Genomic DNA, 24,584 nt, shown 5'->3' on the forward strand with positions numbered 1-24,584 from the left:
AAAAACAGTATTTTGACAGGGAGGATTATCATGGCAAGACGACAAGACATACCAGCTGCATTCAGTGTCAGCTTACAGATTGACAGCAGGGGGCGGCGCACGGTCACCACGGTGGACTTCGTGCGCAATCTCGAGGCGGTAAATCATTACTTCGGGATGGCTGAGGCTAACCGGTGGATAAAATTCTACCGTACCGATTTCCGCGACGTTTCGACTGAAGAGGGTGAGCGCCGCACCTGGAAGCAATTCAATACCGGCGGCGGAGGTTACTAATGGGCTTTCCTTCACCTGCTACCGATTATATAGAATCTCGTATCTGCATTAATCACATATGCCAGATGCGCCCCAGCGTCGCTCTGTTTGAAATTGACGGCATCCTTCACCTGCTGGATAGCGATCTGCGTCCATCAGATGGCGATGTGCTCTGTTACGAGCTGTACGGCGAAAGGGGGATAGGTAAGCTAATGGGCGGGGCAATCATCACCCGTGACGGTGACGCGCTGGAGGGTAACTCTCTGGAGGATGTGATGGTGCTGGGAAAGGTAACGTTCATGGTGGCGAAAGCTCACGATGATGAGCGGCCGATAATTTGACGGCTGGGTTGCCCGTGTAAAGTGTCAGGTTAGTGACGTCACTACGGTGTCATCGGAGTGTCACTGTTACGTCACTGCTTGCCTTAAAGTCACTTGTGAATGCAGATAAGGCCAGTGTTTACAGTAAGTTAATTATACCTCGACGTTCTTCTAAGCCGTAGGTCACAGGTTCGAATCCTGTAGGGCGTACCATTTTCAAGTCAACACACCTCTACTGAATTCGCTTTTTATCCTTTATACTCCCTGAAATTACTGAATTTTTCTGTCACGAGCTCTACCGAGGTCAACTCAGTTATACCCAAATCAAGTGGTATCTAGGGGCCTTTGCTAGGGCTCATCTCGATCAATGGAAATTAGGGGCTCCTTCATGCCACTAAATGCACGACAGATTGATACTGCAAAACCCAAAGAAAAAGAATACAAGCTCACCGATGGTGGTGGTCTGTATCTGTTGGTGAAGCCTAATGGGGCGAGATACTGGCGTTTGAAGTATCGTTTTTTTGGGGAAAGAGAAAAAGCTTTCTATCGGTGTTTATCCTGATATTTCTTTGGCTGATGCTCGCTTGAAGCGAGAGGAAGCACGGAAGATCATCGCTTTAGGCGGTGACCCTGGAGAGGAAAAGAAAGCAGAAAAATTGGCTCAAAAGGCCAATGTCGAAAATACCTTCAAGGCTATCGCCCTGGAATGGCATGAGTACAAACGGCCTAACTGGTCGAAAGGCTATGCTGAAGATCTGATGGAAGCGTTCGAGAACGATATATTTCCTGATATTGGTAAGCGTCCCATTGCTGAGATCAAACCGCTCGAAGTGCTCAGTTCGCTGCGTAAACTCGAAAAGCGGGGGGTGCTCGATAAACTGCGTAAAATCCGGCAGGCCTGCAATCAGGTATTTCGCTATGCCATCGTTACCGGCAGAGCTGAAACTAACCCGGCCTCTGAACTGGCAAGTGCCTTAACCGCGCCTAAGTCTACCCACTATCCCCATCTGTTAGCTGATGAACTCCCTGATTTCTTACAGGCTCTGGCCGCGTACTCTGGTAGTCCGATAACCCGACTGGCTACTCGGATTCTGATGTTGACCGGAGTTCGTACCGTCGAACTTCGTCAGGCTGAATGGAAAGAGTTTGATTTCGATAAACGTGTTTGGGAAGTGCCGGTCGAAAGGATGAAAATGCGTCGTCCGCATCTGGTGCCTCTATCCGATCAAGTTGTGGTATCACTTCGTGAGATCCAAGCCGTAACGGGCCGTTACAACCTGGTGTTCCCAGGCCGTAATGACATTACGAAACCGATGAGTGAAGCAAGTATCAATCAGGTACTTAAACGGATTGGGTATCATGGGAAGGCGACGGGGCACGGTTTCCGGCACACGATGAGTACTATCCTGCATGAACAAGGCTATAACACGGCGTGGATTGAGTTACAGCTTGCGCATGTGGATAAGAACACTATTCGTGGCACCTACAATCATGCACAGTATTTGGAGCAGCGCAGGGAGATGTTGCAGAGGTATGGGGATTATGTGGACAACCTAAAGCTTTGTGGGGGTATAGTTCATGAGAATTTTAAGGGCCGAGCCTAAGTTAACATCTTATTGTTTAATTATTTCAACGGAATAAATCGACAGTGCTAGCTAAATTGCCGGCATTGCTGTTTTCAGCAGCCACATTTTTGTTTCGTTGAGATGACCTGCTCCCCGTTGATTAGTACACCCCGATGTTAGTAATGTCTTCATAAGCTACATGAGGACATCCCCATGAAGAAGCGTTTTCCGACGAACAGATCATCAGTATTCTCCGCGAAGTCGAAGCTGATGTATCCACCCGTGAACTCTGCCGCAAGCACGCTATTTCAGACGCTACCTTCTACACCTGGCGCAAGAAGTTCGGCGGCATGGAAGTACCCGAAGTGAAGCGGCTCAAGTCACTTTTGAGCCGACGCCGCCTTCTGGCCTAAAAAAACTGCTACAAACATGGGATCGCGCCAGCCAGTTTACCCAGTGACACATATGCCATGCGCAGGCGCGTGGTTAAAAAGAACTTTACGGCAGTTAAAAAATTTAAACCATTTCTTCCTACTGCCGATAGATATAGCTGTATCCATATAGGGCAGGGAATAAGCATGTCTACGGGAAGAGTGCCTGATTATCTTCAGCAGGCCAGCAGACAGTCATCAGCTGCAATCAAATTATCCATTATCACTAGCCGCACTCCGCGCTTCGATTTGGAGCAGGATGTGTCCCTTTCATCGCAGATTCGCCAGCAGCTTAGCGAGGCGCTCGTTAAGATCAAGCACTATCACACCATCTATCAGATCTGGGGTTTTAGTGCAGTTGATCCAGTGGGTAAAGGGGTTATCCTCAACTTTTATGGCCCGCCGGGCACCGGTAAAACCCTTACCGCCGAAGCGCTGGCCGGATCGTTACAAATGAAGATCCTGATGGTCAGCATTGCTGATTTAGAAAGTAAATTTATGGGTGAAACGGCAAAAAACATTGTCGCATTGTTTCAACAGGCTGAGAGCGAAGGGGCGCTACTGTTTTTTGACGAGGCCGACACGCTGCTGGGCAAGCGCCTCTCATCGGTAACCCAAGGCATTGATAACGAAGTGAACGCTATGCGTTCAACTCTGCTGATTGAACTTGAAAATTACCAGGGCGTAGCGATTTTCGCCACCAACTTCGTGAAAAACTACGACACCGCCTTTCTTAGCCGTATCACACAGCATATCCACTTTGAACTTCCCGGCGAGGTCGAGCGCCTTTCCATTTGGTCCCGCATGATAGTGCCGGGCATTCCACTCGCGGTAACACGTGAACATTTGCTTGATCAGTTGGTGCAATCCTCTGCCGGGCTGTCGGGGCGCGACATCCGTAACTGTATGCGCCTTGCCCTGCCCAAAGCAGTGCAGATGCCGGATAAACCGCAACTCACGCCCGAGCATCTACAACAGGCCATTGTTCAGGTTCGTCAGGCCTGGGCCGCCGTGCAGTCGTCACCTCCTCAACAAACCTCATCTCCAACAGAGATGGCGCGAAAAATGCTCGGTGTGAGCTAAGGAAAATCATTATGGGTTTATTCAATTGGATAAGTTCTGCCTCGCGTGCTGTCGGCTCGGCAATCGTCAATACGGCAAAAAGAATGGCGAACGATGCCATCAGCTGGATGGCGGAAGAAGCCGAAGGTTTTATGGGCAGTATCAGCCGCATGTGGCAGCGGGTAAAGCCCTTTATTAACCATGTGCGGGTTGCGGTGCAAGCCATCAGTAAGTTCGTGCCCTGGCCATGGCTTCAAAAAGCGTTGCAGGGTATTGAGCTGTTGTTAGCCAGCCTGGAGCAGATCGAAAAAAGCGATCTGTTTATGCGGGTGAAAAAGGCCATTGAGTGGATAATTAAGTGGGCGAAGGAGTATCAGAAGAAGCAGATGGACGAAGCGGCCATGGCGGAAGCGCGCGCGAACGCACAGGCCTGGAATGAAGCACGAGCGCACATGCAGGATGAAGAACGGCCCATTGCCAGTGCCCTTAGTCTTATGAACAACTACCTGCTGGTGAAAGCGGAAGTAGCGCTAGCGGTGAGTAAGGACGACCTGCAAGACTTTGAATACTTTCTGCGCCTGCGTGCGGTGCAAAAGCTGTTGGCATACTACGAAACCAGCATGATCAGTATTGAGCAGACCGGAGAAATTTCGCCGGATATGTACTTTATTGTTGAAGCTGCGCAGGCGCTGATCGCCGAACAGGCCAGCTTCAGTGAAGCACAAATGCTAAAGCTGGATGAAATGACACAGCGTTTATTTGGTAAACCGATCATTCCGTTCATTTTTGAAGAGATGATAATGGCCTGGGAGATCAACCGCAAATCTACCGAAGCAGAGTGGGAGGCCCTGAACCGACAACTGGCAAAAGAAAACATGCTATTAAAGCGTCTGAAACGTGCAGAAAGTTATAATGAAATTGAGCCAGATGAAGTAGTTGAGCTTAATAACTTGAATATATCCGTACCACGTGACACTGAAACGTTACAACAGTTGCAGCAGGAGGCGATGGAAAAACGCTTCTACGTCAATGCTGCCGAAGGCTTTTTGCAGATGCTGGAGAAAGATGAAGCCACTTTGTTGGTTGAAGGGCGCGACTACCTGCTGGAGCAGGGCGCAGAAGTGGGGCAGCTGTTAATGACATGTGCACAGCAAGGACGTAGCTGGTCCTCTCTCAGTACCGAACAGCAGGCGCTGATCGTCGACTTCGCCAATATTTTCGAGCAAGACTGTCGTGAGCGCACTGCACAGCTGGTAGAGGTGATGGGATGAGTCTGCTAGAGGAGATTGGGCACTTTTTACTTCCGGGCAACGACGCAATTCAACTCACTTTTTTTACCCTGATTGCACTCTCGATCCTGCTGTGCGTGATACTGGTCTGGCGCAATGCCCGGCAATCCAATTGGCAGCGTAACTGGCAGCAGGAAGGCAACAATGGCGAACAGGCCGGACTGACCACTGAACACGGTTCGGTGCCAGAACTGAGCCATGCTGTTGCCACCAACTCTGAGAAGATGGCGAACATCATGCCAGGAATGCTGCTGATCCTTGGTTTGTTAGGTACATTTCTGGGGCTGGGGCTGGCACTCGATAAGGCATCGGCGATTCTGCACAACAGCGGGACCTCCGCCGGAGCCATGGACAGCTCCATGCAGGACCTGATGGACATGATGCAGGGCCTTGGCACCAAATTTAAAACCTCGACATGGGGAATTATCGCCTTTCTGCTTCTAAAGGGCTGGGAGGCGCTGAATGGCTTTGAGGCGCGACGCCTCAACTGGTGTATTCAGCGGGTACAGGCGCTGCAGCAGGAATCGCAGGAACAACTACGGGCGGAACAGCAGTTTGCTGTGGTGAGGGAAGAAACCCACCGCAACGCGCTGGCAAAGAGCATGGTAGCGGCCTTTAATGATCAGACCAGTGCACTATGCGAGGAGTTTTCTGCACAGGCTAAGCGGGCGGAGGAGAGTGAAGCGCAGCGTCATCAGTATCAAATAGCGGTGTTGGGCGAGATCGCACAAATCAATGAGCAGTCGCGCGTACTACTCGAAACTTACATTTCTAATAATGATAAGAACCTTGTCGCGCTGAAGCAGGCGGCAAGCACTATGAGTACAGCGTCTCAGCAGGTGGCAGGATCTGCCAGCAGTCTTCAGCAGGTGGTGGATACGCTGGGTAGCGAGCTAAGCGTGGTAATGGAGGGTGTGCGTAAGGAACTGGGGGAGGTGGTAAATGCCATGAGCGCAGACTTTAATCGCAATATCCAGCAGATGGGCGATCAGTTAGCAACTTCCGGGGCCGACATGCAACGTACCTTGGCACAGATTGAGGGGGCGCTTACGACCTCCATCGGCAATATGGATCGCGCCTTTGGAGAAAATATGACGAACATGGCTTCCTCACTCACCGTGGCCACTGATGATATCAGCCGGTCTGTTAACCGCATGTCGGATCAGATCGATCGCACTATGACTATGGTAGGCGAACAGACGGAGAAATCCGGCAAAATTCAGCGCACGGCGATGGAACAGTTTATGGACAGCAGCGATGTGCTGAACGTTAACGTGCAGGAGATGACGGGCTTTATTAAAAAGGTGACCGGTGAAATTGAGCAGGGGTTGCGCGCCGTTTCAACCAGCAATCAGCATACCCAAACCCTACTGAAGCGGTTTGGCGATATTGCTGAAGCGCAGCAAAACCTGCCGCAGGTGCTGACGGGCATCTCCGGCAGCATGGACGCATTAACTCAAGAGGCGCTCTCCCTGCGCAGAATGGCAACGGAACAGCGTATTGAGGCCATGCCAGTGCCATGAAAGAGAAGCCAAATGAGTGGATCTCCATTTCTGATTTGATGGCCGGTGTTATGGCAGTCGTGATGTTGATGCTGGTGATGTCGGTATTGCAGAACCGCTTTGCTGAATTTAAGCATCAGCAGGAAAAGAACAGCGGTATAGTGACAGAACAGCGCAAGCTGAACGGCCTGTTGCAGGCTATGCAAGAGACTGTGACAAAGCAGGGTGATGCAGCGTTAATCTATGTGGACATTGGCAGCGATAAAATTACCCTTCGCGACAAGGTGTTCTCTCGTGGCAGCGCCTGTATTACTCCGCAGGCGCGGGAAGCCTTGGCGCGCATTGCTCCTGGAATTGCAGAATTTATCAGCGGTTCTGCCAGCGCGGAGGTGTTTGTAGAGGGGCATACCGATAACCTGCAGGTCAGCAGTCCAGTCATTGATGCCGCACGCTTCTGTACCGTTTACGATGATAACTTTACCCTCTCAGCCGCCCGGGCTCGCGAGGCGCGTAAGCTGCTGATTACCTCACTGCAGGAAACTCAGGCGAAGCGGGTGATAGTGGCAGGGTTTGGAGACTCTCAGCCATTGCCTGACATTGACCCTAACGACGAACGGAACCGGAGGGTGGAAGTGCAGTTTCTGAACCGGGCCAGTAAACGGGAGTAACCTCACTGGGTAAGGGGAAAGCGGCGGAAACTGCAGCGGAAGCGCCAATATGGGAAAAATGAGTTTATCGTTGCCGGCTTCCTTCATGGAGACCTTCAGCGGCGTCAGAGCATTGATTTTTTCCATCGCCGGCATAAGGAACGTGCGCTTCATCCCGGCAAAGTTGACACGCTGGGAGTCAGGCAGGGCATAGCGCTCCGCAAGCTAGCCAGCAGAGGTTATCCAGATACCGGGTGACCGGTACTGGACATCAGCTTTCTTAGACCCGGATAACCCGTATCGAATTGCTCCGGCAACAGTCCAGCAACGTGTAGGTGGTGAACTGGCTGGTCAATCCGGTCAGGTAAGGCATGAGCGCAGGTTTATCTCATTCGCCTACTGGCCCCGTCCGCGCCTGAGGCCGGCCAGGGCCAGTGGATCTTCTCGTATCCCCTTCTGAGGGAAAAGGTCACCTGGCGGTTCCCAGCTCATCATTCCCCTTGCGCACGTCGGCGCTAGCCGAGGCCTGGCTGATCTTGGAGGGCTGCTTGGAGAATGGAAAATATCCAATGTTAAGCCTTTTTTTAAGCTGGAAGAAGTTGACGGGCTGTTTTGAGCAAGAAGTGGACATTATCGCTTGATAAAAATGCTATCTCAGGCACTTATAGATAGTCAGAAAACGCTAAACAGACAAAAAAGTAATCTGGAAAAAGGAGGAGTAATGCTTTTCGCATTAAAGTTTACCGATCACCCCGCGGCATACGATGTCAGAAAATAATATCTCATTCCTCATTTAGAGTGGTTGAAGCAGAAACAAGATGTGGTTAAGACTGCCGGTTCATTACGCGAAAAGCATAACGATCAACCTGTCGGAGCTCTGTGGATAGTAAAGGCTGAGAATGTAGAAAATGCCTTAACATTATTTTCAGATGATCCGTTTTGGGTACATGGCTTGCGAGCATCTGTTGAAAATGTATCCTGGAGCCTGCCTTTGAGGACATGCTTAAAGATTGATGTTTATAACTTTCATTTTCTTTAATCCTGATGGCTACTTTATCACCTGATAGATGCGAACCGTTGCCATTGGATTTGTAGATAATTCCAATAAGCTTAATGTCCGCTCCTCGCTCATAGCTGTTCTGTTAGGTGGGGCAGCTGTGTGCCAGAAGCGGACATGACTAACATTACGATATGTTAATCAATGGGAAGCAGACCACGAATTGGACGGGACGCCTCTAAAGGCGTAGTGATAATATTTTTTGTCTTCTAATGAGTATTTATATAATTTAGATAAATTTTATAATGATCAAACTTTATCAGGCTAAAAAATGAACGAAAAAGGAATTTGTGAACGCATCAAGCTAGTCTGGTCCGATGCTAACCTGTTCCCCATTATTAAGAAATCGCGTCACCATTATTCTTTCCGATAAGGATTAGGATATTTAGGTAATTGAACAACGCCTCAATAAAGCCAGCCAACTCAAACAAGGCATGATGCAAGAGCTATTGAGGGGCAAAACGCGGTCATCATTTAAGCAAGGTAACAAAAAAAGCAGAGAGGGCTGTGAATGACACACGCATTGGAGAAGGATGTTCTTAAGGTCAGTGAATTATTGCAATTGGACGGTTTAACCATACCAGGTTATCAGCGTCCTTATAAATGGACGTTACATAATGTGCATCAGTTGTTTCAAGATATCCAACAACATAGTCAGCTAAGTGCCTACCGACTAGGAACCTTAGTGTTTCACCGTGATAGTGAAAACGATAACTTGCTCAATATTGTTGATGGTCAGCAGCGAACGCTAACGTTGATGTTGACGGTATACGCCATTATTCAACAAAAATGGGATAATATCGAGAGGCAGGATATTTCAAAGCAGTTAGAAACTCTTGCAAACTATCTTGAAGACTTTATGAATGAACAAAAATTTAGCAGTGAGATATCCCAGAGAAATTTGCATCAAAATTTTTTGGAAATAAATCGCTTAGTCTCCCGTAGTGAATTTACAGAGCAGCATATTGACTTTTTATTGAACCATTGTGAAGTGGTTACCTTTACTCTCAACGATATTTCAGAAGCTTTTCAATTTTTTGATGCGCAAAACGCCCGAGGTCGGGACCTTGAGCCTCACGACCTACTAAAAGCCTATCACTTACGCGAATTCAACGAGCAGGAGCAACCACTTAAAGCAGAAACCGTAGCAGACTGGGAAGCTTTGGAGAGTAATCAGCTGGCGGATTTATTTGCCCATTATTTATACCGTATTCGTCGTTGGGCGCAAGGTTATTCTGCGCGTTATTTCGGTAAAAATGATGTGGGGTCATTCAAAGGGGTGAATATCGACCGCATCGCCCATTATCCTTATGTAGGATCTTTGCGTATTGCTCACCACTATGTTGATGAATATAACCAGCAATACCATCGAAAAATTGATGGTCAACGGATGCGTTTCCCGTTTCATCTCGATCAACAAATTATAAACGGTCGTCGATTCTTCGAAATGGCATCTCATTACCAAGCCCAGGTACAAAAAATTGTAAAAGCTGAGTATGAAGAACCTTGGTATTTTTTGGGTACTCGCTTAACCGAACAAGCGAGCAAAATATTACAAACGCTGAACTCTTATGAGAATCGTCACCGTATAGGTGATAAGTATGTTCGATCAATGTTTGACTGTGCTCTGATTTTTTATATCGATAAATTTGAGACAGCAGAATTGTCTGGTACGATTGAAAAGATTTTTATCTGGGCTTATCAATTGCGTATTAAGCAGCAAGTTGTGCAACTAGCCACCATAGATAACTATGTGCTAGATCAGAACATCTTTAAAAGTATCAAGAATGCGACTTTACCAAGCGAGGTGCTATCTATACCGCTTATGACGTTAACTGATGCTGATAACAAAAATAATTCGCGTAAAAGTAATGCAAACAAAGATGCTTTGGTGAAACTGTTTAAAGGAATGAATTATTATGAGTAATATTATTACTGAACTTTCAATCAAGAGCTTACTGTGCGATAGCCATCAGTATCTGGTGCCCATGTATCAGCGTAATTACGCATGGGGAGAAGCTGAAATTAGCCAACTCGTGCAAGATATGGTCGATTATCAGCAGAAAAAACACGCTCGTTATTATATCGGTACGTTGGTGGTGTTTAGGCGAAATGATGGTAATTTAGAAGTGATTGATGGCCAGCAGCGCTTTACCACGCTCACGCTAATGGCCATGTATCTAAGAAACCTGGCTCTGTCGCAAGACTCAACACCAAAGTTTCCCCAAATGGATTGGTATCAGCGGGTTAATATCAGCTTTGAAAGCCGTCCGCATTCAACAAATACCTTTACTGCTCTTAGCCAACGTAAGCCTTTGCACCTTTTAAATGGTGATGGATATAACGAAAGCCTTATAAAAGGATATGTGTTAATCGAGAAGGTACTATCAAAATTGAAAAGCTGCAGTGTGAAAAACTTTGCTGACTATATGTTTAAACATGTTCATATTATGCGGGTTGAGGTACCAGAAGACACCGATCTTAATCATTATTTTGAAGCCATGAATAACCGTGGTGAACAACTAGAAAAACATGAAATTTTAAAAGCCAAATTAATGGCGGTATTCAACTCAATAAAAAACGATGATGAAAGAAACAAACATATCAACACCTTACAAAAGGTATGGGAAGCCTGTTCTAATATGGAGCGCTATATCCAGTATGGTTTTTCAGTAACTGAACGGCACTGCTTATTTGGTAAAAATGATTGGGGGAAATTTACCCCTGAAAATTTTGAAGATATTGTAGAATGTCTCGATGAAAGTGAAGAAAATGATCAGGAATTATCTTTATTCGACATTGTTACCCAGTCACCACATTCTAGTAGGGACTCAGATAAGAATAATAATGATGTGCCTGATCGCTTTAATAGTGTCATCAACTTTTCTAATTTTCTGTTGCATGTACTGCGTGTTTATACAGAAGAAGATATTTCTCTAGACGATAAACAGCTGCTAAATCAGTTTGATCAATACCTGTTGAATAATAATGATCCTATTGCTGCAGTTGAGTGTTTTTCTTTCGCACTCCTTCGATGTAAATATTTATTTGACCAGTTTATCATCAAGCGTGAATTTAGCCAAGGCCAAGATGGTTGGAGTATAAAAAGACTTAAGTGGTACTCTAATAAAAGTGTCAGTTTTATTAATAGCCTCGATGATCTTGACGGCAGTTATGAGGGCATCAATCGTGAGGTCTTGATGCTGCTTGCTGCTTATCATGTATCTACCCCAACATTGGTTTATAAGCATTGGCTGAATGCGGCACTTTACTACTTGTATTACAAGGAAGAATTTAATGCAGAAGAATACCTTGCATACCTATTAAATATTGCCCGTCGCTTTGTTTTTGAACGGTACCTGTCAGCTGGTGAAGAAAAATCCTTCTTTGACATGATCTATGTTGAAGGTGAAGATCAATATCCTAAAAATAGGAAGCTAAAGCATATCGACCAAACGTGCTTGACGTTCAATAACCTAGAAAACAACTTTATTTTTAATTTCCTTGATTATTTGTTGTGGCAAGAAGGAAAATTAACTGATCCGGTTGTGAGTGGATTTGAATTTACTTTTCGTAGTTCGGTAGAGCATTTTTATCCTCAACATCCGATGGATGGCCATCCCTCTTTGGAAAAGGAAAACGTGCACAAATTTGGTAACCTTTGCTTGATCAGTCATAGCAAAAATTCTCGTTTGAGTAATTTTCCTCCTAAAGCAAAATTAGCTCACTTCTCGAGTGCGTTGAAAAAGAGATCCATCGATAGTTTAAAACTATATGAAATGATTAAAATTTTAAATAATAATGAGGAGTGGGGGGTGTGAAATAGATAAGCATGGTCGAGATATGATTAGTCTCTTGCTGAAGTCTACCGCTGTAAATAAGAGGGAAGGAAAGTAATATTAGTAATATGGTTCAGTACGAGCGCAATGATTTTATTTATATCCTGACTTGTTCACCCAGTCAGGATAAAACACCGCAGATGCGTTTCATGCCAAGCGATGCCATCTTGGTACTGAGATAAGAGCAATTTAAAGCAGGGCTGGAGATTTAATTTTTAAAAATTTTAACAAGAAAATTTGTGTGCGTAACCTCTTGTAGCGGACGTTAATGTCCGCTTCTCGCTCGTATGAGACAACCATAATCACATCTCCCAAATTACTAGAGATTGATCATGAATACGACACCTTGGAACAAAAGCCGCATCATCGGTCAAAACGACCACTTCAGATATCTTATATCTGGGGAATACGCATCATCGGCTGAAGCCGGAAGACTCTATGGAAAGTACCGTTTTGCCTCAGCCATCATTGCCGCTGACATCACAACGCACGATAAAACGCGCCCTGACGCTGCTGGAAAATCATCTGCGCGAACCGGGCGTAGCATTTACCTCAACCCCATTTTCCCGTGACTGGCTCCGGTTGCATCTGTCAGGACTGGAGCGGGAAGTATTCCTGGTTTTGCTGCTCGATAATCATAACCGACTGCTAGCGCATGAAATGCTGTTAAGTGGTTCCATCAACAGCACGGTGGTGCATCCGCGTGAAATAGTAAAAGCCGCGCTGCGGCACAATGCTGCAGCAGTGATCCTTGCTCATAATTATCCGTCCGGGTTTGCCGAAACCAACGAGGCTGACAGGAATATCACCGAAAGATTGAAACAGGCGTTGGCACTGGTTGATGCGCGCCTACTGGATCATCTGGTTGTTGGCAGCAAATAGATAGTGTCGTTTGCTGAACGAAGCTGGCTTTAGCGGGAGGACACAGTGAATAACAACGAATGGGGGCTTAAGTGCGGTATTACGCCGCGCTTCGGTACAAGACTGCTGCAGGAGGGAAACCGGCTGCATTATCTGGCCGACAGGGCCGGAATGATTGGTGAACTAGCGAAGAGTTAATCGAACATTTCAATCAGTCATTCCCGGCAATAATCGGTATGCTGAAACACCCGCCGACAACCGGTGAATTTAATCCCCGTTATGAGCACCGCGTTACGATTTACCACAATGGGTTGACCTGTGAAGCCGATACGCTTGGTTCGCATGGCTACATCTATATCGCGATTTACCCGATACCTCAGTAAAATTCACTAATGGAAGAAATGGAAGACTAATATGCCAACCTCAGCAATATATCCGGGGCCGTGCTGTCTGCCACCAGTAGCGCACTGGCAAACACTGCTTGTGTACTTACTGGAAAAGCATTTCAGATTACAGTTAAACGACACACCATTTTGTGACGAATCAGTCATTCAGCAGCATATTGATGCGGGGATCACGCTGGCCAACGCCATCAATTTTCTGGTCGAAAAGTATGAACTGGTGCGTGTTGATACCAGCAGTAATGCCTGTGCTGAGTCAGAAATCTTTCTGACCGCCGCCTATATTCTGAAAGCAACTTACGCTACCGGATTAACACAACGCAATCTCAGTTAAACCCTGCGTACCGGATTCCAGATTTAACTTTCTGCAGTTCTCTTCCTTATCTCACAACGCATAATGCCCCTGCCATCACCGGTAGGGGCATTTGCTTATATGGACTTTTTTGCGATGCAAACAGAACTTGAAGTACTTACTGAACACACTGAGCTGGTTAACTCAACCAACATTGAGCGCATTGTCACAGGACGTGATGCAGCACTGGTACAGATCGAGCAGTTGATTCAGCAGCTCAACGCCATTTTTCAGCTGACTGCCGGAATCGGTGGCGGTAATGCTGCCGACTGGGCGATGAAGTCAGGGCATCGCTATGACTGCTGGCTGATGGAAACATCAGAGAAAGCGATGCCATTGATCACCCGCAACATTGACCGTAGCCTCTGATGCGACCTGATGCTGAAATCCGGCATGCTTTCACTTATGGATGCTCAGGCCCGTACTCAGTGGTATCAGAACCTGTAGGATGGCGATCTACCGGCCATCAGTGAAGCCAATATTCTCAGCACCTTCGAACAGTTGCATCAGAGCAAAACCGATGTGTTTGAGCGGGGGATTATCAACGTGTTCAAAGGACTGTCATGGGATTACAAAACTAATAACCCGTGCTTTTTCGGCAAGAAGATAATCATCAGCAACCTGGTTACGCATAACCGCTGGGGCTACAGCCTTACGTGGGGATTTCGTCGCGACCAGTTGGCGGAGCTGGAACGGATGCTGTTTTTACTGGATGGCAAAATAATACCTGACAATTGCGCTGATATCTCAATTCACCTGATGGAGCATATCCGTGATAATCCGAGGATGGAGGTTTACGACGATGCATACTTCTCGACCCGCTACTTGGGTACTGCGCACCTGACGTTTAAGCGCCCTGAACTAGTAGAGAGGATGAACGACATCATCGCTAAACATTGTCCGGGGGATGTTGGCGTCAAGGTAGCAGGCCGATACAATAGCTGTAGCCTAAGGCGGTGAACCCGCAATCTAAGCTCAACATGCAAAACCACGCAAAACAATGTGTTGGTATATTGGTAGGTATAATTTTTTCCGAACACGATTTTATGGTTATTATTCAATGGGTTATTTGGTTGGGTCGAATCCTGTAGGTACCAAATTCATATCAAGAGACGTCAACTGACGTCTTTTTTTATGCCCGAAATTAATGAAATTGCTGCACTTCAGTTCTCCACACTAAACATAAATCTGACTGTAAGTATCCCGCCAAAACGACCCATAAACTTTACAGGTCTTCCGACATACTGATTATGTCCCCTAAGGAGATCGCCATGCCTAAGATCCGAATCACCGAACACCAGATCATTGCCGTTCTGAAGTCTGTCGAAGCCGGACGGACCGTCTAAGATGTCTGCGGTGAGGCCGCAATTTCACTTCCAGTACCCCCTGATCCTTCATCTCAGCTTAAGCTAATCCCGATAACTGCATTCACGAACGCTGTCGCTATCAGAACGAAGCCGGGAATCAGGAAGTTCTTATCCTTCTTTTTGTAAAATCCATAAATCATGGTCAGTCCTACAGCCAGAAGTGGAAAAGCTAGTTTCAAATAGATAGACATGAATACTCCTTAAGTTGAATTCTAACCGATCCGGCTATTTCTTTAACCATACAGCTTTAACTAACCCAGTAGGCTCTGGCACCATGCAAAGCGCAGTTGCCCATGCTACCCATAAGCATAATAATGCCGCCCAATTCGAGCCATGCTTAAGCTTACGGTTATGTAAATATCCCACCTAAACAAACCATTCACTTAACCGGAATCCAGTATCCCACTGTTTTTAATCAACAAAATAGCTTGCTTGAATCAGTTAATCACAATAATTCCTTACCCTGACATCAACAATTATCGATAACACGATATTATTTCCGTTTTTCTTTCGCGAAAAGCTGGTGACATACCGCCAGGTTAAGCTCAACAAAACCTTCCCAAGTGTAGAGTTGGGAGTAATGACGTTCAAATTACAGGTCGACCCGAAATACATGTGAGGGAGGTTCCGGCTTCTTCCTATTAGCCAAAGCAATAGTCCTTTCCAACTCTTCAACCTCAGCAGCCTGGTCTGTGATGTCTGCATGCATAGAGATATTACTGAAATTTCCTGTTCTTCTTCAGAAAACCTATTTTGCTGCGGTTGGCTTTCTGGCAGGCCGCTTCGTAAGAACGGGTGAGTTTTCTAGCAATGATTTTTTTGGTGGAGTTATCGGGGCTTGTAGTTTCATAGAAATCATATCCTTGAGCGTCCAGCAACGCCCTGAGATTAACTGATTAACCGCTTTAGTATTATCAGAGCCGGGGGGAACAACTCAGTATGACTGAACTACAGCTCATATTTAACGCTGAGTATCCATACTAATAGACATTCACCTAGGAAGAGTAAGAGCCTGCAGTGAATGACTCCTTGGCGGAACAGGCAGAATATCGAGCCAAGGCTTTGTAAAAAAGCACCACTATTTTTTATTGAAAGCATTAACGTTTCTGTTAGGATGTTTCCGATTGCAATCAATGGAAACATATAATGAAAAAGATTTTAGCAGTGGTTTTAGGCGCAATGATTCTTTCCGGATGCTCAATCCGAATCGCCGACCTGACAGTGGGTAGCACAAAGAATTACAACATCAATGGCAATAAATTCGTTACTGGTCCGCGTGTTAAGGCAGAAGATTCTTATCCGGTTATTCTATTCCCAACCGGGATACCTAACATGAAAACCGCAATTGACCGCGCTATCGAAAATGACAAATGTGCAGTTGGCCTGAGCAATGTCGTAATCACTCAACTTAACCACGCATTCATTTTTGGTAAAATTGGCATTCGCGCTGAAGGAAATCTGATTATTGACCGCAGTTTGCCAGGCTGTGAGAATCACTCCTAAAAGCTCTAAATCAATGCGGGATCAATTTAAACCTCGCTCTGGCGGGGTTTTTTATGCCCGGAGAATAGTGGGTGGCAGGCGAACAGCAAGTTAGCAATATCGTTTATGAAGTAGAAATGAACAGGGTAAGTTGCTGGATTCCCAAGGGCAGATCGATGCACGTTTTCTTAAGCTCGAAGACAGTTTTGAAAAAACCTTCCGGGTGATCATTACTCGCCACCCGGCGGGTTTTGCTTACAGGCTTTCTTGCCCAAATCACTTCTAATCAATAAGAACAGTAGCCGCCTTTATGATGTGATCCAGTCCCACCATGTGGGTGCTGGCCTTTTGGACAGGCAAAAGCTGAAGCAGACATGATGCCCAGCACTGATACCAGAAGGATTGCGGTAATCTTTTTCATTTTTTGTTCCAGTGTAGTCTTGCCATTGGGGAAGGCCCTACCATTAATATACACTTAAGAAAAGCAATAGGAATCCTGATAAAAGTACAGCCTTTTGCGTTGCCTTGCAGATCTGTGATGTCAGAGTTTATCCCAACATTTCCGCTTGGGGAGAGGGATATGATAAAGGTTATTTTTCTGGGGTAATTTTGTTCAGTTTCCACATACTGCGCTCCAAAGTATGTCACAAGACCATCATCAGAAGATGGTTCTTGCCAGGCTATTCAAAAGGCCAGGGATAACGATGGTTCAGGCTATCTCTCCCCAATACTCAGCCAAAATAGCGTTCAATCTCCTTAAGTAACCCATTACAACTACTCCTCCAAACGAACCTGTAGATTTGTTAGTAAGCACTTACAAATGAAACAATTTTACACATTTGGAAATTTATTGAGTGCATGTTTAAGATGTTTCTTATACCATTAATCCATCAATTAAAGTGATGGATTATATTTAATGAGAAAATCATTCTTAGTTCTTGGGGTGACTATAACACTAGTCGCCTCAGCCGCTTATGCGAGCTACTCCGCTAGTGGAAGTCATCCTGAATACGTCAGACTGGCGGAAAAGGGTGCAAATAATTTACTTCAATCTACCTACGGACCCGGTAAGTGCCTTGCTAATCAGGAACCCGATGGGAGCTGGTTAATGAGTTGCAGCTATGACAAAGGGGCGACTGTGGCTACATATTCTGTATTACCCCCTGAAAATGCCCCTCAGGTTATTTACGGTAAATTTTACCTTGAAGCCAGAAATCAGCTTGCTGTAGACAGTGCTCATAATGGTCTGGGGCGCTTTCTTGAAATCGGTACAGGCGGGGTACACGGAGCCTGATCGAAGCGATCAGTGCCTTCCACTTACACTAAGCAATTTCATAAAGGTCAGCTTAAGAGCTGGCCTTTTACGTTTTTAGCAGAGAGTAAACTTTAGAGCGGGGTTTACATCATCTGACGATCTATGTCGCTCAAAACGTTGGTTTATACGGGCTTCCGATATATCTTAATTTGAGAGGTTAAGTCTGAAGGGTGGTTAAGAATGAAAATGATTATTTTGTTAGCCTGCCTGACGTTGTCAGGGTGTGGAGCAGGGCTGGCAACCTTGATACCGTCTGCAGACGTGTGCCCTAACGGCATCGACAGTATAACCGGCCAGTGCCGATAGCCGCGCTGGCCGCAGGCTTCAGCGCGCTATCTTTAAAGAATATTGTTGCCGCTATTTAGGTTCCGGCCAGGCTACGTCAGGGATGGCATTGAGTTCAGGGCTGGCGAAGAGGTAGCCCTGGAACTGACAAATTCCGGCAGCCTCCAGCCACATCCACTCTTCAGGTTTCTCCACGCCCGCTGCAATCACCGCAATCTCCAGTGAGGAGCAGCATTTCAAAATTGCCTGCACAATAGCCTGCTTTGAACCACTTTTATGCACATCGCAAATAATGTTGCGGTCAATTTTGATTACGTCAGGCTGAATGCGTGAAAGTAACGATAATCCACCGAACCCGGCACCAAAGTTGTCCAGAGCCAGCCTGATTCCCGCTGCTTTCAGTTTTTTTATGGAAATAGCAAATTCTCCCAGCCGTGAAATGACCTCATTTTCAGTTACCTCAACGATAATCTGATCGGGCACCAGCCCATTTGCCCGGATTCCTTCCAGCAGGATCTCCACGGCATCTGGAACCATCACCAGCGCCATGGGTAACAGGTTTACAGATAACGTCTGCCCCTGAATGCCCAGTTTATCAGCCAGAGCAAAAGCGTGTTTTTTGGCATGCAGATCGGCTGCATAAATCTCATCCTCTGGCAGAGTTGAGAAATAGTCCCGCGGTGAGCCACCATCAGTAGTCCGAAGCAGCGCCTCAATAGAGACGACCTGCTGTGCAAGAGGATCAATAATAGGCTGGAAAGCAAAGTGACACCCTTCGTCAGGCAGGGCAGGGGGCTGGATGGAGGGCGCGATCTTATCAGTGACAAAGTCCCAGTTGTTCGCTGGAGGAATCTCAAAGTAGTTCTCTTTTTCCGTAGCTTCCACAAAGGTACGGATAAACCTTAATGCCCTGTCGTCATACGTCAGCTGATATTTTGAAGTCCCTTTATCAAACACGGCCTGTAGAACAGTCGCTTTGTCATACTGCCGCAGATCAAATAGCTCCATCCCCACATTGCCAAACCGGCGGGAAGGCGCATAGTCGCGCATCAGTTCAACGATGTTGTGGTGACGGCTATCGTCACACAGACGATCATAAATCGTACGCACAGCTTTTTCAGGGCCCTCTAAAACCTGGAAAAAGTGGGTGCCGTTAAACAGTAAAATGCCGGTTACATCAAACAACTCGTTAACTTTGTTGGCTTTAACAGCCAGCTCTTCCAGTATTTTTACCGGAACGTCATCAGCGATATGGCTGCGATAAATGATGGTAGATAGCATTTAAGATCCAGGTTTCAGATATTTTGCGCCATACAGTACCAGAAGCCGCTGGCGGGTTGTTCATTTTGTGTGAATAAATCGCAAAGTGAGCATTTTATGCCTGTTTAACAAAATGATTTAAAACAAATGCATAGCCCATTAATTCGGAACTAATTGGAGTGTGTTCATTTACAGGATTTTTTTGCAGGCCAGGAGCAGTTTAAGCTTTGATAAAACCACTGCCTTAAGCTGGCTGTTTAGTGAGCTAACTAATAATTACAATAGCAATTAATGTTAAGGATTATCCTGGCAATCGCGGCATAATCTCTCTCGCCCCCTTCAAGAGCTAAGCCATAAAGAGTGCCGGAGATAAGCGCCGGATGGGGAGCAGTCTTCAGAGAGGTCGCCGAAAGGCGGCCTTTTTTTGGCATTTTTGATCTGGGGATTTCAGGCACTCTTTCAACGTCATGTCTTTACGCTTTTCCAGGAAGAAGAATTTTTCAGTCTTGTCATTTTAAGCAGAGGGCTGCCTTGAGCTGGAGTTTTTGCCTTGCAGTAACCTGAGGGCAGGGCCAGCATAAGCAGTTAACTGCTGCCGTAGCTCCAGAGCCATAAGGTTTTGTTCTCGCTGACTGAAAAGCACAGCGTTGCCGCGCCCGGCTTCTGCCTGTCAGGTTTTTCTGGAATATCACTTAAGCAAAGTTTCTAAAACTTACCTGTCAGATGTTGAAATTAGGTTGATCATGGACAATATTTGTTCTTCAGCTTAGTACTAATCTTAATTTGTGGTTTTCAACTCGTACCTGGAGATTGCAATGATCCGTAAGCCTGTAACCTCTTCAATACTGAAATCCGTTGGCTATGATGCCGACACCTCGACGCTGGAGATCTCGTTCCGCTATGGCATCGTTAATCAGTACTTTGGCGTCAGAACTCACATTTACAGTGGTCTGATGAACGCCGCTTCCAAACGTGAATTTTTCAATCAAAATATCAAAAGTTCTTATCCTTTTCGGAACGTAGGATGATTCCAAACCTGAGTTAATGAAACTTTTGGCCTGACATGACAATGTTCACGCCATCTGATGCATGGCAAAAAGTTGCATTTTTCTGGCAACTTATCGCACCCGGAAGCGGAAATTTATCATTGTACAAGTTTTAAAAGTTCGTATAAGTTTACCGCGGAGTTATTCAAAAACTGCTAACGAATGATGCACTGCATCGCCTCTGAAGGTATTTACTGGATTTTTACCTGCAGAGGCTCTTTTTTTGTATAGCTTTATTTTATCTGTACAGCGTCGCCAGCCTGGCCATCAACTTGAATGAAATTTACTCTGTGAGGGGATACATCATGCAAAAACAGATTTCTGCCGAGATGCAGCTCCAGGAGCACATGAATGCTTCTGGTGAGTTGAAGGGGGCTGAAACCAGAATCATCGGTGAAATTATCCGGGGTCTGACTGCTCAGGGAGGCTTTGTATCCAATAAAGCAATTATCCTGAAACTTCTCGAGCGTCTGGAAACTGAGCAGGATGTCATCATGCTGGATATATACAGAAATGCGCTGGAAATGATCGTTCAGCATACGCCTGATGATCATATTGGATAATCCTGCCTTTATTTCCTGAACCCATCGCCCGGTGGGTTTAAACAGGCCGCAAGTGTTAAATGCCATGCGGCTAAATTTCACAATTGAATGAAAAAGAGATAAGTTCAGGGCGTAAATGGCTAACATCCCCAGGGTAATAAGGGATTATTCATGCCTTAACGTAAATTATCTCACACTTGTTTTATTTGTATGTTATTGATTTATATCACAATTAGAATTGTAACTAAAGAAACTTCATTTGTAGTTAAATGTGTCTTTAATTTGTTAACGAGTTTGTTAAAATAATTGTCTAATTTATCAATTATTGTTTACGTAAGTTACTCAAATGTCACAGATAAAAAAAGTTGCACCTGCTGTCTCCCTTCTTGCTCTGCTCATCTGCTCCAATGTTCACGCTGAAGATGCTACTGAAAAAACCGACGTTTTACTGATCGGCGGCGGCATCATGAGTGCTTCTTTGGGTACCTTATTGCACGATCTTCAACCTGACTGGAAACAGTTAATGGTTGAGAAGCTTGATGGTGTGGCGCTTGAATCTTCCAACGGCTGGAATAATGCCGGTACGGGTCACTCTGCAAATATGGAACTGAACTACACGCCTCAGCGTGCAGACGGGACTATTGAATTTGCTAAAGCGCTGGAAATTAATGAAGCCTTTATGATTTCCCGCCAGTTCTGGACCTCTCAGCTCCAGCGTGGCGTGTTGCAGAATCCCCATTCCTTTATTAACTCCACGCCGCACATGAGTTTTGTCTGGGGCGATAAAAATGTCGACTTCCTGACTAAACGTTTCCAGGCGCTGCAGACTACCACCCTGTTCCAGGGAATGGAGTTCTCTACCGATCAGAACCAAATCAAGAAGTGGGCACCTCTGATCATTGAAGGACGCGATCCTGCGCAGAAAGTTGCGGCTACCTGGACGCCGGTCGGCACGGATGTGAACTATGGCGAAATCACCCGCCAGCTGGTTGGCAGCCTGAAGAAGAACAGCAACTTCACGCTGGAGACCTCTACTGAAGCCACTGATTTCAGCCGCAATGCTGACAATTCCTGGCACGTAACCGTGACTGACGTGAAGAGCGGTAAAAGTCATGCAGTGGATGCAAAATATGTCTTCATCGGTGCAGGTGGCGGCGCGCTGAAGCTGTTACAGAAAACCGGCATCCCTGAAGCGGATAACTATGCTGGATTCCCGGTTGGCGGTTCATTCCTGGTCACTGAAAACCCGGAAATTACCCGTCAGCACGCTGAAAAAGTTTACGGCCAGGCTAATGTGGGTGCTCCACCGATGTCTGTTCCACACCTTGATGCCCGTTTCCTTGATGGCAAGCGCGTAGTGCTGTTTGGGCCATTTGCGACATTCTCCACCAAGTTCCTGAAGCAGGGTTCGTTCATGGATCTGCTGAGCACCACCACTACCAAAAACGTCATTCCAATGACTGACGTGGGTATGGATAACTTCGATCTGGTGAAATACCTGATCGGTCAGGTGATGTTGAGTGACGACGACCGTTTTGAAGCGCTGAAAGAGTACTATCCTTCCGCTCGCAAAGAAGACTGGAAATTAATTCAGGCTGGTCAGCGCGTGCAGATCATCAAGAAAGATGCTGAGAAAGGCGGCGTGTTGAAGCTGGGTACTGAGATCGTAACCGATCAGCAGAAAACGCTGGCTGCCCTGTTGGGTGCTTCCCCGGGCGCTTCTACTGCCGCACCTATCTCTATCAACGTGATCAAGAAGCTGTTCCCTGAACAATTTAATTCACCAGAGTGGCAGAGCAAGATTCGCACTGTTGTTCCAAGCTATGGCCAGCAGTTGAACGGCAACGTTGCGCTGACTCAGAAAGTCTGGGATGACACCGCTGCTGCGCTGCAACTGACCAAGCCACCGGTCATTAACATGAAGCAAGGGGCTGATAAAGCCGCTGCCGCCAAGCCTGAAGGCGAGAAGCAGTCCAGCACTAACGCGCACGATATGGCACTGTAAGCGCGAGCAAAATAAAAGCCCCCGGCATTGAGAAATGTCGGGGGCTTTTTTTACCCTTTTTACTGCGCTACCGGCCCATTAATCAGGCGGGAGACAGTAAAAGAATCAGGACTGAGGCTGACCGACCGGGCCAGAACCCAGGGTGCCGCCAGGGGAAGCCTGACCGCTTGGCGCATGTGGACGTCCATCGCTACCGACAGCGCTGCTGTCATGCTGGCAGCCTGATAATGTTGCCAGAGCCATTACGATCAAAATACCGCTTACATATTTTTTCATGAAGTTCCCTTGGTCAAATTTGTTAAGAACTTTAAGAGTAGTTGCTGTCGCGAGCATTTCCAGAAAATAACGTAACTAGTTCAGGAAGATGGCCTTAGTGTTAACTTAGGGTGCCTGAGGTCAGGCATCCTCATAAGCGGGTATTTCACGCTTAATGCTAAGAAGGGTGTGAACATTTGTGACTGCGTGTAAGGGGCAGAATGTGTTTAGCAATGCGTTTCAGGTTGCCTGGAAAGGGAAGATTGTATTCATCAATGCAGGGCTGTCTGAATGGGCGATCAATGAGTATTGGGCTGTAAGGAATGGCAGGGGGAGGGGTTAAGAAACCGATCTCAAACCGGCCGGTATGCTAACGCTTAGCTGAAAAACAAAAAAGCCTGCGTTACACAGGCATGGAATTCTTACAATGGGAAATCTGTCTCAGTTTCAACTGAGACCGCCAGCTTACAGGTCTGTGAGTGAATAGATACATCTGAACAAATCTCACTCTTAAATAAGCACAATAGGTATGTTCTCCTCACATCACTCTTCCGATATCCAGGTTCAGGCAGAGCGAACATCCGTGCAACGGAATTTTAAGCGTGCCTCGATGTGATAGTATTCCTGCCTGCTTCATCAACGATGGCCGCCGTAAGAGTGTTTACAGGCAGGGTGATTAACGAGGAATTTATGAAGATTGGTTATCTGTTTCCGGCTGCTGTGGGAATTGCGGGCGTAACGCTTTTGGTCTGGTTTATCGCAAGCGGTGCCTGGATGCCTGGGGCTTAGTACCACCCCGGTCAAAACAAACTCCTATGACCAGTTATGACGTCAGCTATTTGAACTGGGTAAAATCCGATCTATTATGAGACTGCTGTACACACTGTGTGTGTGTATACGAGAATTACTGGGTCATCCAGTTTTGCATTTTTAGCCTGGCTTCGTGCCGGGCTTTTTCTTACGTCAAATATGAAGAGCAGAGATAACTAAACCCTCTCTCGGAATTATCCAGTGCGCAAAGGGGGGTATCCTCTGCTAACCTTAAGTCAGACATTAAGGGAGGCTTATGCGCACAAGAAATACAGTTTTAATGATGGTTTTGTCGGCAATCTCATTGACGGCTTCCGCTTCACAAACACTGACTTGCAGCCTGACGCACAGTGTCAACTCACCCGGCCAGCAGCCAAAAGTATCAGTGGTAAACACGCACTCCACGGTGACGGATGAGGGTAAAAGCTTTACCTTTTCTACCGATGGTCAGAAAAAAATCACTTCCCCTGAGCTGCAGCCTTTAAAAACTGAAGATGGCGAAACGGCGATGGCAGCAAAAGTGAAGGATGTCACTTTTGTGAAGCTGAAAGAGAGCTATGTACTGCGTAATGCCAGCGAGAGTTACGTTTATTCGGATTGCAAACCTGCAGAAAACTAAATCTCACAACGTCACTGTTG

22 protein-coding genes and 4 pseudogenes are annotated in these 24,584 nt (G+C 46.3%); 22 read left to right on the forward strand and 4 right to left on the reverse strand.

The annotated features are described in order from the left end of the window. Positions 1 to 120 precede the first annotated feature (120 nt). The 15 genes and pseudogenes from VRC33_RS06180 to VRC33_RS06250 all read left to right on the forward strand — a co-directional run bounded on the left by VRC33_RS06180 (position 121) and on the right by VRC33_RS06250 (position 14,538). Positions 121 to 273 (forward strand): hypothetical protein, encoded by a 153-nt coding sequence (locus VRC33_RS06180; protein WP_338561928.1) that lies wholly within the window; start codon positions 121 to 123, stop codon positions 271 to 273. 65 nt (positions 274 to 338) lie between these two features. Beyond that, complete coding sequence (locus tag VRC33_RS06185) at positions 339 to 593, forward strand: hypothetical protein (RefSeq protein ID WP_338561930.1); 255 nt, start codon at positions 339 to 341, stop codon at positions 591 to 593. A 367-nt stretch (positions 594 to 960) separates the two neighbouring features. Beyond that, positions 961 to 2,176: pseudogene (locus tag VRC33_RS06190) on the forward strand (tyrosine-type recombinase/integrase). Between the two features lie 176 nt (positions 2,177 to 2,352). Beyond that, positions 2,353 to 2,529, forward strand: a pseudogene (locus tag VRC33_RS06195) (transposase); the annotation flags it as partial. Positions 2,530 to 2,715: 186 nt separating this feature from the next. Further along, the gene (locus VRC33_RS06200) at positions 2,716 to 3,651 is read left to right on the forward strand and encodes an ATP-binding protein (RefSeq protein WP_338561932.1); all 936 of its coding nucleotides are present in this window, start codon (positions 2,716 to 2,718) and stop codon (positions 3,649 to 3,651) included. Positions 3,652 to 3,662: 11 nt separating this feature from the next. Next, positions 3,663 to 4,901 carry a hypothetical protein gene (locus VRC33_RS06205; protein WP_338561934.1) on the forward strand — a complete coding sequence of 413 codons (1,239 nt, stop codon included), beginning with the start codon at positions 3,663 to 3,665 and terminating at the stop codon, positions 4,899 to 4,901. Continuing rightward, complete coding sequence (locus VRC33_RS06210; RefSeq protein ID WP_338561936.1) at positions 4,898 to 6,442, forward strand: hypothetical protein; 1,545 nt, start codon at positions 4,898 to 4,900, stop codon at positions 6,440 to 6,442. The genes VRC33_RS06205 and VRC33_RS06210 overlap by 4 nt, the downstream gene beginning before the upstream one ends. Beyond that, complete coding sequence (locus VRC33_RS06215) at positions 6,439 to 7,089, forward strand: OmpA family protein (protein ID WP_338561938.1); 651 nt, start codon at positions 6,439 to 6,441, stop codon at positions 7,087 to 7,089. The genes VRC33_RS06210 and VRC33_RS06215 overlap by 4 nt, the downstream gene beginning before the upstream one ends. 799 nt (positions 7,090 to 7,888) lie before the next feature. Continuing rightward, positions 7,889 to 8,107, forward strand: coding sequence for a hypothetical protein (locus VRC33_RS06220; RefSeq protein WP_338561940.1), 219 nt, complete (start codon positions 7,889 to 7,891; stop codon positions 8,105 to 8,107). A gap of 529 nt (positions 8,108 to 8,636) precedes the next feature. Further along, positions 8,637 to 10,052, forward strand: a complete 1,416-nt coding sequence (locus VRC33_RS06225) for a DUF262 domain-containing protein (protein WP_338561942.1) — start codon at positions 8,637 to 8,639, stop codon at positions 10,050 to 10,052. Further along, positions 10,045 to 11,946: a DUF262 domain-containing protein gene (locus VRC33_RS06230; RefSeq protein ID WP_338561944.1), complete on the forward strand. Its 1,902-nt coding sequence runs from the start codon at positions 10,045 to 10,047 to the stop codon at positions 11,944 to 11,946. Before VRC33_RS06225 ends, VRC33_RS06230 begins: the two co-directional genes overlap by 8 nt. Positions 11,947 to 12,402: 456 nt before the next feature. Then, entirely contained in the window at positions 12,403 to 12,846 is a 444-nt protein-coding gene (locus VRC33_RS06235; RefSeq protein WP_338561947.1) for a JAB domain-containing protein, read from the forward strand. Between the two features lie 45 nt (positions 12,847 to 12,891). Next, a pseudogene (locus VRC33_RS06240) lies at positions 12,892 to 13,208 on the forward strand (type IV toxin-antitoxin system YeeU family antitoxin). Positions 13,209 to 13,239: 31 nt separating this feature from the next. After that, a complete protein-coding gene (locus VRC33_RS06245) occupies positions 13,240 to 13,560 on the forward strand; it encodes a TA system toxin CbtA family protein (protein WP_338561949.1) in 321 nt (106 codons plus the stop codon). 114 nt (positions 13,561 to 13,674) lie between these two features. Then, a pseudogene (locus tag VRC33_RS06250) lies at positions 13,675 to 14,538 on the forward strand (DUF4942 domain-containing protein). A 439-nt stretch (positions 14,539 to 14,977) separates the two neighbouring features. Here the strand turns inward: VRC33_RS06250 and VRC33_RS06255 are convergent. After that, the gene (locus VRC33_RS06255; protein ID WP_338561950.1) at positions 14,978 to 15,136 is read right to left on the reverse strand and encodes a hypothetical protein; all 159 of its coding nucleotides are present in this window, start codon (positions 15,134 to 15,136) and stop codon (positions 14,978 to 14,980) included. 955 nt (positions 15,137 to 16,091) lie between these two features. Between VRC33_RS06255 and VRC33_RS06260 the strand changes: the two genes are divergently transcribed. Then, the gene (locus tag VRC33_RS06260; RefSeq protein ID WP_338561951.1) at positions 16,092 to 16,448 is read left to right on the forward strand and encodes a hypothetical protein; all 357 of its coding nucleotides are present in this window, start codon (positions 16,092 to 16,094) and stop codon (positions 16,446 to 16,448) included. Between the two features lie 265 nt (positions 16,449 to 16,713). Here VRC33_RS06260 and VRC33_RS06265 read toward each other — a convergent pair whose 3' ends face one another. Then, entirely contained in the window at positions 16,714 to 16,848 is a 135-nt protein-coding gene (locus VRC33_RS06265) for a hypothetical protein (protein ID WP_338561953.1), read from the reverse strand. 495 nt (positions 16,849 to 17,343) lie between these two features. On the opposite strand from VRC33_RS06265, the gene VRC33_RS06270 reads away from it, so the two are divergent. Beyond that, a complete protein-coding gene (locus tag VRC33_RS06270; RefSeq protein ID WP_338576933.1) occupies positions 17,344 to 17,721 on the forward strand; it encodes a hypothetical protein in 378 nt (125 codons plus the stop codon). Positions 17,722 to 18,099: 378 nt separating this feature from the next. On the opposite strand, the gene VRC33_RS06275 is transcribed toward VRC33_RS06270, so the two are convergent. Continuing rightward, entirely contained in the window at positions 18,100 to 19,308 is a 1,209-nt protein-coding gene (locus tag VRC33_RS06275; protein ID WP_338561955.1) for a diguanylate phosphodiesterase, read from the reverse strand. A 794-nt stretch (positions 19,309 to 20,102) separates the two neighbouring features. Between VRC33_RS06275 and VRC33_RS06280 the strand changes: the two genes are divergently transcribed. The 3 genes from VRC33_RS06280 (at position 20,103) to mqo (ending at position 22,880) form a co-directional block, all read left to right on the forward strand. Continuing rightward, positions 20,103 to 20,315: a KTSC domain-containing protein gene (locus VRC33_RS06280; RefSeq protein ID WP_338561957.1), complete on the forward strand. Its 213-nt coding sequence runs from the start codon at positions 20,103 to 20,105 to the stop codon at positions 20,313 to 20,315. Positions 20,316 to 20,638: 323 nt separating this feature from the next. After that, positions 20,639 to 20,896, forward strand: a complete 258-nt coding sequence (locus tag VRC33_RS06285) for a biofilm/acid-resistance regulator YmgB/AriR (RefSeq protein WP_338561959.1) — start codon at positions 20,639 to 20,641, stop codon at positions 20,894 to 20,896. A 325-nt stretch (positions 20,897 to 21,221) separates the two neighbouring features. Continuing rightward, positions 21,222 to 22,880, forward strand: a complete 1,659-nt coding sequence (gene mqo / locus VRC33_RS06290; protein ID WP_338561961.1) for a malate dehydrogenase (quinone) — start codon at positions 21,222 to 21,224, stop codon at positions 22,878 to 22,880. A gap of 105 nt (positions 22,881 to 22,985) precedes the next feature. Here mqo and VRC33_RS06295 read toward each other — a convergent pair whose 3' ends face one another. Next, complete coding sequence (locus tag VRC33_RS06295) at positions 22,986 to 23,156, reverse strand: hypothetical protein (protein WP_338561964.1); 171 nt, start codon at positions 23,154 to 23,156, stop codon at positions 22,986 to 22,988. A 669-nt stretch (positions 23,157 to 23,825) separates the two neighbouring features. On the opposite strand from VRC33_RS06295, the gene VRC33_RS06300 reads away from it, so the two are divergent. Both VRC33_RS06300 and VRC33_RS06305 read left to right on the forward strand, forming a co-directional pair. Next, entirely contained in the window at positions 23,826 to 23,924 is a 99-nt protein-coding gene (locus VRC33_RS06300) for a YoaK family small membrane protein (RefSeq protein WP_338561965.1), read from the forward strand. A gap of 406 nt (positions 23,925 to 24,330) precedes the next feature. After that, entirely contained in the window at positions 24,331 to 24,564 is a 234-nt protein-coding gene (locus VRC33_RS06305; protein ID WP_338561968.1) for a hypothetical protein, read from the forward strand. Positions 24,565 to 24,584 lie beyond the last annotated feature (20 nt).

It is taken from the genome of Erwinia sp. E_sp_B01_1 (genome assembly GCF_036865545.1).
In the GTDB taxonomy this organism is placed as follows: Bacteria; Pseudomonadota; Gammaproteobacteria; order Enterobacterales; family Enterobacteriaceae; genus Erwinia.

Coding starts and splice junctions, on each gene's coding strand:
- VRC33_RS06245 (WP_338561949.1), top strand. CDS start 13,240: ATGCCAACCTCAGCAATATATCCGGGGCCGTGCTGTCTGCCACCAGTA.
- VRC33_RS06205 (WP_338561934.1), top strand. CDS start 3,663: ATGGGTTTATTCAATTGGATAAGTTCTGCCTCGCGTGCTGTCGGCTCG.
- VRC33_RS06215 (WP_338561938.1), top strand. CDS start 6,439: ATGAAAGAGAAGCCAAATGAGTGGATCTCCATTTCTGATTTGATGGCC.
- VRC33_RS06300 (WP_338561965.1), top strand. CDS start 23,826: ATGAAGATTGGTTATCTGTTTCCGGCTGCTGTGGGAATTGCGGGCGTA.
- VRC33_RS06275 (WP_338561955.1), bottom strand. CDS start 19,308: ATGCTATCTACCATCATTTATCGCAGCCATATCGCTGATGACGTTCCG.
- VRC33_RS06185 (WP_338561930.1), top strand. CDS start 339: ATGCGCCCCAGCGTCGCTCTGTTTGAAATTGACGGCATCCTTCACCTG.
- VRC33_RS06270 (WP_338576933.1), top strand. CDS start 17,344: ATGAGAAAATCATTCTTAGTTCTTGGGGTGACTATAACACTAGTCGCC.
- VRC33_RS06235 (WP_338561947.1), top strand. CDS start 12,403: ATGGAAAGTACCGTTTTGCCTCAGCCATCATTGCCGCTGACATCACAA.
- VRC33_RS06255 (WP_338561950.1), bottom strand. CDS start 15,136: ATGTCTATCTATTTGAAACTAGCTTTTCCACTTCTGGCTGTAGGACTG.
- VRC33_RS06200 (WP_338561932.1), top strand. CDS start 2,716: ATGTCTACGGGAAGAGTGCCTGATTATCTTCAGCAGGCCAGCAGACAG.
- VRC33_RS06295 (WP_338561964.1), bottom strand. CDS start 23,156: ATGAAAAAATATGTAAGCGGTATTTTGATCGTAATGGCTCTGGCAACA.
- VRC33_RS06285 (WP_338561959.1), top strand. CDS start 20,639: ATGCAAAAACAGATTTCTGCCGAGATGCAGCTCCAGGAGCACATGAAT.
- VRC33_RS06210 (WP_338561936.1), top strand. CDS start 4,898: ATGAGTCTGCTAGAGGAGATTGGGCACTTTTTACTTCCGGGCAACGAC.
- VRC33_RS06265 (WP_338561953.1), bottom strand. CDS start 16,848: ATGAAAAAGATTACCGCAATCCTTCTGGTATCAGTGCTGGGCATCATG.
- mqo (WP_338561961.1), top strand. CDS start 21,222: ATGTCACAGATAAAAAAAGTTGCACCTGCTGTCTCCCTTCTTGCTCTG.
- VRC33_RS06280 (WP_338561957.1), top strand. CDS start 20,103: ATGATCCGTAAGCCTGTAACCTCTTCAATACTGAAATCCGTTGGCTAT.
- VRC33_RS06260 (WP_338561951.1), top strand. CDS start 16,092: ATGAAAAAGATTTTAGCAGTGGTTTTAGGCGCAATGATTCTTTCCGGA.
- VRC33_RS06230 (WP_338561944.1), top strand. CDS start 10,045: ATGAGTAATATTATTACTGAACTTTCAATCAAGAGCTTACTGTGCGAT.
- VRC33_RS06225 (WP_338561942.1), top strand. CDS start 8,637: ATGACACACGCATTGGAGAAGGATGTTCTTAAGGTCAGTGAATTATTG.